This is a genomic window from Janthinobacterium sp. BCJ23 (assembly GCF_059617945.1).
The window spans coordinates 569,986-578,442 of the sequence record NZ_JCAQAW010000004.1 but is presented as its reverse complement, the minus strand read 5'-3'; the positions used below and the strand labels follow the sequence as shown (position 1 = coordinate 578,442).

The following is an 8,457-nucleotide window of genomic DNA, read 5'->3' as shown; positions in this document are numbered from 1 at the left end:
CCTGAGCACCGGCTTCCGCATCAATTCGGCCATGGACGACGCTGCCGGCCTGCAGATCGCCACCCGCCTGAAAGCACAAACCAGCGGCATGACCGTTGCGATGAACAACACGCAAAACAGCACCTCGCTGCTGCAAACGGCTGAAGGCGCTTTCGCCGAAGTCACCAACATGCTGGTACGCATGAAAGACCTGGCCACCCAGGCAGCCGATGCTTCGTCGACCGCAGCCGACAAGACCGCCATGCAAGCCGAATACAACGCATTGGGTCAAGAGCTGTACAACGTCATGACCAACACCACGTTCGGCGGCACCAAGCTGCTGGGCAACGGCGCAGCCGGCAATGGCACGCTGTCGACGTCGATGACGTTCCAGATCGGCGCCAGCTCGACCGAAAAAATGAGCTTTGACGTCTCCGGCAATCTGAGCACGCTGAATACCGCTCTGAGCGGCTTGAGCACCAACTTCTCGTCGGCAGGTTCGACGCTGGCCGCGGAACTGACCGGCAGCGCCAACGCCACCATCGGCCTGCTGGCTACCGCCATCGACAGCGTCAGCACCGTGCGTTCGGCACTGGGCGCGACGGCTAACCGTCTGGACCACGTCAACACCAACTTGTCGAACATCGCCACCAACACCAAAGCCGCTACCGGCCGCATCATGGACACCGACTTCGCTACCGAAAGCTCGAACATGACGTCGTCGCAAATGCTGCTGCAAGCTGGCACCGCGATGCTGAAACAAAGCAACAGCATGTCCTCGATGGTCATGTCCCTGCTGCAATAATATCGGCCTGGCCGCTTGCGGCCAGCTCATCGAAGCCAGACTCCGGTCTGGCTTTTTTTTCGCCTGCAGCTGACACAAGCATGCCGCAACACCAGCAAAACGGGGCGACGAAGCAAGAAACAGCATTTATTTTAAAAAATTTCCTTAAAGCATTTAATTAAGGTGGCGGCACGGTCGTCTTGTACTGATAGGAGCAGATAAATCGTCGCTCCTCACCGCAACCACCCAATTAGGAATGACACCATGCTGAGCCTTCACACCAACGCTGCTTCCCTGTCGGCACAAAATTCGATCTCGAATACCCAATCCAAACTGTCGACTTCGATGACGCGCCTGAGCACCGGCTTCCGCATCAATTCGGCCATGGACGACGCTGCCGGCCTGCAGATCGCCACCCGCCTGAAAGCACAAACCAGCGGCATGACCGTTGCGATGAACAACACGCAAAACAGCACCTCGATGCTGCAAACGGCTGAAGGCGCTTTCGCCGAAGTCACCAACATGCTGGTGCGCATGAAAGACTTGGCTACCCAAGCTTCCGATGCTTCGTCGACCGCCGCCGACAAGACCGCCATGCAAGCTGAATACAATGCATTGGGTCAAGAGCTGTACAACGTCATGACCAACACCACGTTCGGCGGCACCAAGCTGCTGGGCAAAGGCAGCGCCGCTGCTGACGGCACGCTGTCGACCTCGATGACGTTCCAGATCGGCGCCAGCTCGACCGAAAAAATGACTTTCGACGTATCGGCTAACCTGAGCTCGCTGAACGCAGCCCTGACCGGCCTGAGCGCCAACTTCTCGAGCGCCGCCGCAGCAGGCGCCACGGAACTGACGTCCAACGCCAACGCCAATATCGGCCTGCTGGCTACCGCCATCGACAGCGTCAGCACCGTGCGTTCGGCACTGGGCGCGACGGCTAACCGTCTGGACCACGTCAACACCAACTTGTCGAACATCGCCACCAACACCAAAGCCGCTACCGGCCGCATCATGGACACCGACTTCGCTACCGAAAGCTCGAACATGACGTCGTCGCAAATGCTGCTGCAAGCTGGCACCGCGATGCTGAAACAAAGCAACAGCATGTCCTCGATGGTCATGTCCCTGCTGCAATAATATTGACCCGGCCGCTCGCGGCCAGTCTCTCGAAGCCAGACTCCGGTCTGGCTTTTTTTCGTCTGCAGTTCCTGGCTTTTCCGGCATATTGAACTAAATTGCCATCACGTTTAACGATGTTGCCGGCATAGTCGCCTATACAAGGTAGAACACCGAACAATCGCCTACTGGAGCCGCCGCGTGCTGAGCATTCATACCAATACTGCCGCACTGTCAGCCCAGCGGGCCATGGGCTGGGCACAGCAAATGCTGTCGACGTCGATGACGCGTCTCTCCACGGGCTTTCGCATCAACTCGGCCATGGACGATGCGGCCGGCTTGCAGATCGCCACCCGGCTGAGCGCCCAGACCAGCGGCATGGCGGTGGCCATGCGCAACACGCAAAACAGTACTTCCCTGCTGCAAACGGCCGAAGGCGCGTTTGGCGAAGTGACCAGCGTGCTGGTGCGCATGAAGGACCTGGCCACCCAGGCAGCGGACGCCTCGTCGAACCAGAAGGACCGCGAGGCCATGCAGGGCGAATACGATGCGCTGGGCGCCGAGCTGTACAACGTGATGACGAACACCCGCTACGGCGGCACTTTATTGCTGGGTAATGGCAGCGCCGGCATGGGTACCCTGTCGCAAGCCCTGACGTTCCAGATCGGCGCCACCGGCAGCGAAACCATGCAGTTCAGCGTGGCGGGCGACATGGGCGCGCTCAACGCGGCACTACAGGCGATCTCCGTCAATTTCGCGCCAGGCGCCACCGCCGGCAGCGAATTTGCCAGCAACGGCAGCGCCAACGGCATGATCGACATGCTGGCGGCGGCCGTCGACAAGGTCGGCAGCGTGCGCTCGGCGCTGGGCGCCACCGCGAACCGGCTTGGACACATCTACAATAACCTGTCCAACATGGTCACCAACACCAAGGCCGCCATCGGTCGCATCATGGACGTCGACTACGCGGCCGAAAGCGCCAACATGACGTCGGCGCAAATGCTGCTGCAGGCGAGCACGGCCATGCTCAAGCAAAGCCAGAGCATGAGCAAGCTGATTCTTTCTTTACTACAATAATTACCGGCAGGACGCGATGGCGGATCGGATGAATATGTATCAGCAGGAAGCAATGGCATGGCGATAGACCGCATTGCATCGGGCAACCCGGTGCCCCTGATTACCCAGCGCTTCGACGTCAGCCCCGCTACGCCGATGGTGCCTGGCGTGGTGCAGCCGCTGGTGCCGATCGGCCCCTACATGGCGCCCGCGCCCGACGCCGGCACCCTGCCCGCCCAGCTGCAGCAAAAGGGACAGGACAGCCTGGCGTCCCTCATCAAACCCAATGCCGATGGTACGGGCGGCGCCCTGCCGCGCGACAGCAGCGCCATGCAGGTCAACCAGCTGTTCTTCACGCGCCAGCTCATATGGCAGCCGCCCGACGCTGCGCAGCTGGCCGCGTCGTGGCGCGTGATGGTGCGCACGTATGGCGAACAATATGCGGCCCTGCAAGAACAGGCGCGCGGCCAGCATGTGCCGGGCAGCCTGTTCATGGCCGAGCAGCAGCCGGCCCTGCTGCGCGAAGGCGCACGTCCGCCGTTGACGGTCGACAGCGAAGCGTGGCGCTTTGCCGTGTATGGCTGGGGCGGCCAGCGCCTGCTGCTGCGCGTGCTGGCCAGCGACGAAGACGAAGATGCAACGCCAAGGCGGCGCGGCAAGGTGGCGCTGCGCGTCGAACTGATCATCATCGGCATCGGCCGGGTCGTGATCCAGATGGAACCGTCCGGCGACGGCGTGCTGCTGGAACTGGCCGCCGACGAGGAAGCCGCCTTGCGTCATTTGCGCCTGGCCCTGCCCGAGATCGCCGACGCCGTGCGGCGCGCGGGCCTGCGCCTGGTGCGCTGCCGCCTGAACCGCCAGCTGCATGCGCAGCGCGTGCACGGCAACTACCCGATGCAGGCGGGCGCCGCCTCGCTGTCGCTGCCCCTGTTTCGCGCCATGGCCGAAGTGGCCCTGCTGCTGACGCAGCCGGAAGCGGAAGTGGCGGCCGATCCCGATGCGCCCCAAGCCCCCGCCGCCGAAACCGAGGAGGAGCCCGTCATCGTCTCGAAGGAAGTGGCGGCGCCGTTCGGTTACGACTATGGCGACGAGGAAGACACGGCGCCAGGCGCCACCGTGCTGCTGCTGGCCGATGGCCAGGAGCACGAGCTGATGCCGCCCATCGACGAGCAGGATTGACGCGGCATAAAAAAACGGCGCCCGAAGCGCCGTTTTTTCATTTTACCCCACCGTACCGATGATGCTCACTTCGCGGTTTTCCGGGATTTCATTGTACGACAGCACGTGCAAGCCAGGCGCGAACAGGCGCGCATAGCGGGCCAGCAGCGGACGGATCTGCGGCAGCACCAGCAGCAGCGGCGGCGTAGCCTGCTGCTTCATCTGCTCGCGCGCCACCGGCATGTTCACTTGCAGCTGCGACAGCAGATGCGGGTCGATCGGATAGTTGTCCAACGTCACCTTGCCCGACTGGCGCGCCTGGTTCAGGGAACCAAGCAGCATGTTTTCCAGTTCGCCGCCCAGGTTAAACGCCTGCATTTCCATCTTCTGGCCGAACAGGCCGCTGACGATCTGGCGCCGCAGCGCACAGCGCACTTCGGCCGCCAGCAGGATCGGATCCTTGGTCGTTTCCGAACTGTCGAGCAAGGTGGTGGCGATGGGCACGATATCCTTCAGTGACACATTTTCCGCCAGCAAGACGCGGAACACGCGCAGCAGCTGCGTGTGCGTCAGCGCCTTGTCCAGCGCGCCAGCGAGCTTGGGCGACAGGGCCGTCAGGCGCTCCATCATGTTCGACACGTCTTCGTGGCGGAACAGTTCCGGCAAGTATTCGCGCACCATCTTCGACAAGTGCGTGGCGATCACGCTGGGCGCCTCGATGACCTGGTAGCCGAGGCCCAGCGCATGTGCTTTTTCGCCCGGTTCGATCCACGTGACGGGCATGCCGTAGGCCGGCTCGATGCCGGGGATGCCGTCGAGCTGGCCATACACGTTCGGCGACGGGATAGCCATCAGGCGGTCGGCCTGCACTTCCGCCTGCGCCACCACGGTGCCCGACAGCACGATCGCATACTGCGACGGCTTCAGGGCCAGGTCGTCGCGCACGCCGATATTCGGCAGCAGCAAGCCCATCGATTCGGACAGGCTCTGGCGCACACCCTTGACGCGCTTGTTCAACGGTTCGCCCTGGGTCTTATCCACCATGCCGACCAGCTTGTAGCCGAGCATCACCATCAGCGGCTGCACGGCCGGCAATTGCTGCCATTCCAGTTCAGCCGGCTTGTCATCGCGCAAGGCCGCCTCGATGGCCGCCATGCCGGCCGCATCGGGCCCCTTCACGCGCTTGGTCAGGCGCCAGGCAACAAAAGCCAGCACGCCGGCAAAGGTCATGAACATGAACCACGGCATGCCCGGAATCAGGGCCAGCGCCACCATCATGCCGGCCGCGCTGTAGATCACCGTTGGCGAGGTCAGCACCTGGCCTGCCACTTGCTGTTCGAAGTCGCCCGAATCGCTGATACGGGTTACGAGGATGGCGGCCGCGGCCGACAGCAGCAGCGCCGGGATCTGCGCCACCAGGCCATCACCGATGGTCAGCAGCGCGTATTGGCGGAAGGCGTCGCCGAACGACAGGTCGTGCATCAGCGAGCCGATGGCCACGCCGCCGACCATGTTGATGATCAAGATCAAAATACTGGCGACGGCATCGCCACGCACGAACTTCGACGCGCCGTCCATGGCGCCATAGAAATCCGCTTCGGCGGCCACGTCCTTGCGGCGGATCTGGGCTTTTTCCTGGTTGATCAAGCCGGCGTTCAGGTCAGCGTCAATCGCCATCTGCTTGCCCGGCAAGGCATCGAGGGTAAAGCGCGCCGACACTTCCGAGATACGCTCGGCGCCCTTGGTGACGACGGCGAAGTTGATGATCATCAAGATCACGAAGACCACGATACCGACGACGAAGTTACCGCCGATCACCACGTTACCAAACGCCTCGATCACCTTACCGGCCGCGTCCGCGCCCGTATGGCCGTGCAGCAGCACCACGCGTGTGGACGCCACGTTCAGGGTCAGCCTGAGCATGGTGGTGGCCAGGATCACCGTCGGGAAGACGGAGAAATCGAGCGGCCGCTTGGCCGACACGCTGACGAGGATGACGATCAGTGCCAGCACGATATTGAAAGTGAACAAGATATCGAGCAGCACGGGCGGCAGCGGCAAGATGATCATCGCCAGGATCACCAGCAGGAACAGCGGCGTGGCGAACTTGTGGCGGCGCATTTCGGCAACCAACCGGTTCAGGAAATTCATGAAGGTACTACCTCGCTCAAATGAGATGGCACGACCACCTCGGTGGGAAATGGGGGCTGGGCGGCGCGCTGCCCAGTACGGAATGCTTTCAGCTGCAGTATGTAGTTAAGCACCTGCGACACGGCCTGGTACAGCTGCACGGGAATCTGCTGCTGCACCTGGCTGGTGTTGTAGATGGCGCGCGCCAGCGGCGGCAACTCCAGCGTTTCGATATTGTGTTCCTTCGCCACTTGCCGGATATACAGCGCCATCTCGTCGACGCCCTTGGCAACGACGAACGGCGCCTCGGCGCGGTCCTGGTCATACTTCAATGCGACGGCATAATGCTCGGGGTTGACGATCACCACGTCGGCGTCGGGCACGGTCTTGCGCACGCTGCGCCGGCCGATCTGCTGCTGCAACTGGCGGATGCGCTGGCGCACTTCGGGCCGCCCTTCGCTGCTTTTATGTTCTTCCTTGACGTCCTGCTTGCTCATGCGCTGGTTGCGGGCAAAGAAAAACGCCTGCGCCGGCACGTCGATGATGGCAAACAGCACGAAGACAGAAATGAGCGCCATCAGGCCGTCGAGCATCAGCGCCGAGCCATCGAGCATGGCCTGCTGCAGGGGCCGGTGTTGCAAATCCACGTACTGCGTCAGGCTGGAGCGGCTCACGTGCACGAGTACCATGCCCAGCACGGCGGCCTTGGCGATCGACAAGCCGAATTCAAAGCCGTGCTTGGGCGACACGAGGCGGCCCAGATTCTTGGCCGGACTCAGGCGCTCCATCTTCGGCGCCCAGTTCTTCGTGCTGATGACCCAGCCGCCGGGGATCAAGGAACCGAGTACAACAAACAAAGGCACGCAGAACAGCGGCACGATCATCTTGATCAGCAAGCCCACCGACGTGGTAAACGCCATCGACATGGCATTTTCCAGCGCGCCCTTGCTGTCGAGCGGCATGAAGGACATGGCGAACAGTTCGCGAAAGCTGACCAGATAACCGGGCAGCAGGTAAATGAAGACCTTCATGCTGATCAGGATGCCCAGCGCCGTCGACAGGTCGCGCGAACGCACCACCTGCCCTTCCTGGCGCGATTTCTTCAGCTTCTGTGCTGAAGCCTTTTCTGTTTTGTCGCCCGTGCTGCTATCCGCCATGGGCCACCCGCATTTGTTCCTGGATCATGTCGAGCACGCGGTTCGTCATGGCGACATAGTGCTCCGGGATAAAGCGCACGATCTGTATCAGCATCAGCAGGCCGAACATGGTGATCATGGAAAAACCCAGCGAAAACAGGTTTAGCGACGGCGCCACCCGGTTCAGGAAGCCAAAGCCCAGCTGCACCACCATGGTGGAAAAGACGATGGGCAAGGCCAGCAGCATGGCGGCGGCGAAAATCCACGCCACGTTGTACGCCACCGTCTGCAGCAGCAGCGGCCCGTAGCCCTGTCCCACGGGCCAGGCAGTGAAGCTGGCGCCGATCACGCCCGTCAGCACGAGGTGGCCGTCGATGGCGAAAAACACGATCATGCACATGATGGTGAGCAAACCCGTGATCACGTCCGACGAGGTGCCGTTGAGCGGGTCATTCATGACGGCCATAGAAAAGCCCACCTGGCTCGACACGAGGTAGCCGAGCACCGACATGACGGACATGGCGAAGTGGAAAGCCAGGCCCAGGACGAAGCCGATGATGGCCTGCTCCAGGGTGGCGACGAGGGCGTGCAGGGAAAACGGATCGATCTTCAGCAACTCCTGCGACACGCCAGATGCCTGCATCACGGGCAGCATCAGGATCGCCAGCACCAGCGACAGCAGCACCCGCACGGGAACGGGCACCATCGCGTCGCCGATCACGGGCGAGGCGCTGAGCATGGCCAGGATGCGGCAGAACGGCCACCACACGGCCAGCAGAAACGGCAGCACCTGATTGAAAATCTGATCCATGGCGCGGTGCTATCCGACCAGGGTGGCGGCGCGCTGAAAAATGGACACGCAATAATCCATCAGGTAACCGGCCATCCAGCGTCCGGCCAGGATCAGGGCCAGCAGGGTGACCAGCAGGCGCGGCAGGAAACTCATGGTCTGTTCATTGATCGATGTGGCCGCCTGCACCAGCGCGACCAGCAAGCCCATGAGCAAACCCGGCACGACCAGGATCACCACCAGCAGCATGACGACATGCAATGCTTCGATGATCAGGTCGACGGCGACTTCAGGGGTAAACATCG

At 62.0% G+C, this 8,457-nt stretch carries 8 protein-coding genes; 4 read left to right on the top strand and 4 right to left on the bottom strand.

The features are described from left to right. From AC54AG_RS16890 to AC54AG_RS16875, 4 genes are all read left to right on the top strand, one after another. A partial coding sequence (locus AC54AG_RS16890) for a flagellin N-terminal helical domain-containing protein (protein WP_496631001.1) occupies positions 1 to 784 on the top strand: 784 nt, incomplete at its 5' end. A gap of 243 nt (positions 785 to 1,027) precedes the next feature. Continuing rightward, complete coding sequence (locus tag AC54AG_RS16885; RefSeq protein WP_319993026.1) at positions 1,028 to 1,903, top strand: flagellin N-terminal helical domain-containing protein; 876 nt, start codon at positions 1,028 to 1,030, stop codon at positions 1,901 to 1,903. Between the two features lie 180 nt (positions 1,904 to 2,083). Further along, positions 2,084 to 2,959 (top strand): flagellin N-terminal helical domain-containing protein, encoded by an 876-nt coding sequence (locus AC54AG_RS16880; RefSeq protein ID WP_496631000.1) that lies wholly within the window; start codon positions 2,084 to 2,086, stop codon positions 2,957 to 2,959. A gap of 57 nt (positions 2,960 to 3,016) precedes the next feature. Then, positions 3,017 to 4,117, top strand: a complete 1,101-nt coding sequence (locus AC54AG_RS16875; protein ID WP_496630998.1) for a hypothetical protein — start codon at positions 3,017 to 3,019, stop codon at positions 4,115 to 4,117. A gap of 42 nt (positions 4,118 to 4,159) precedes the next feature. Here AC54AG_RS16875 and AC54AG_RS16870 read toward each other — a convergent pair whose 3' ends face one another. The 4 genes from AC54AG_RS16870 to AC54AG_RS16855 are packed head-to-tail and all read right to left on the bottom strand — an operon-like array spanning position 4,160 to position 8,455. Beyond that, positions 4,160 to 6,247, bottom strand: a complete 2,088-nt coding sequence (locus tag AC54AG_RS16870; protein ID WP_034757882.1) for a flagellar biosynthesis protein FlhA — start codon at positions 6,245 to 6,247, stop codon at positions 4,160 to 4,162. After that, on the bottom strand, positions 6,244 to 7,383 hold the full coding sequence (locus AC54AG_RS16865; RefSeq protein WP_034757880.1) for an EscU/YscU/HrcU family type III secretion system export apparatus switch protein: 1,140 nt from the start codon (positions 7,381 to 7,383) through the stop codon (positions 6,244 to 6,246). The genes AC54AG_RS16870 and AC54AG_RS16865 overlap by 4 nt, the downstream gene beginning before the upstream one ends. Continuing rightward, the gene (locus AC54AG_RS16860; RefSeq protein WP_034757878.1) at positions 7,373 to 8,173 is read right to left on the bottom strand and encodes a flagellar biosynthetic protein FliR; all 801 of its coding nucleotides are present in this window, start codon (positions 8,171 to 8,173) and stop codon (positions 7,373 to 7,375) included. The genes AC54AG_RS16865 and AC54AG_RS16860 overlap by 11 nt, the downstream gene beginning before the upstream one ends. Before the next feature lie 9 nt (positions 8,174 to 8,182). Then, entirely contained in the window at positions 8,183 to 8,455 is a 273-nt protein-coding gene (locus AC54AG_RS16855) for a flagellar biosynthetic protein FliQ (protein WP_034757874.1), read from the bottom strand. Positions 8,456 to 8,457 lie beyond the last annotated feature (2 nt).